The organism is Salinicoccus jeotgali (assembly GCF_039538805.1).
Lineage (GTDB): Bacteria > Bacillota > Bacilli > Staphylococcales > Salinicoccaceae > Salinicoccus > Salinicoccus jeotgali.
In genome coordinates, this window is record NZ_BAABCK010000028.1 from 1 (window position 1) to 651 (window position 651).

The following is a 651-nucleotide window of genomic DNA, read 5'->3' on the forward strand; positions in this document are numbered from 1 at the left end:
ACCATACACGGTTTTCTTCATTTGAATAAGTCATCGATCGATTAGTATTCGTCCGCTCAATGTGTCGCCACACTTACACGCCGAACCTATCTACCTCATCATCTCTGAGGGATCTAATGGGGAAATCTCATCTTGAGGGGGGCTTCATGCTTAGATGCTTTCAGCACTTATCCCGACCATACATAGCTACCCAGCGATGCCGTTGGCACGACAACTGGTACACCAGTGGTATGTCCATCCCGGTCCTCTCGTACTAAGGACAGCGCCTCTCAAATTTCCTACGCCCACGACGGATAGGGACCGAACTGTCTCACGACGTTCTGAACCCAGCTCGCGTACCGCTTTAATGGGCGAACAGCCCAACCCTTGGGACCGACTACAGCCCCAGGATGCGATGAGCCGACATCGAGGTGCCAAACCTCCCCGTCGATGTGAACTCTTGGGGGAGATAAGCCTGTTATCCCCGGGGTAGCTTTTATCCGTTGAGCGATGGCCCTTCCATGCGGAACCACCGGATCACTAAGTCCGTCTTTCGACCCTGCTCGACGTGTCTGTCTCGCAGTCAAGCTCCCTTATACCTTTACACTCTATGAATGATTTCCAACCATTCTGAGGGAACCTTTGAGCGCCTCCGTTACTCTTTAGGAGGCG

General features: G+C 52.7%; 1 rRNA gene. It reads right to left on the reverse strand.

Features of this window, described 5'->3' with window-relative positions:
• Positions 1–21 precede the first annotated feature (21 nt).
• Positions 22–651 (reverse strand): 23S ribosomal RNA (locus ABD734_RS07705); the annotation flags it as partial.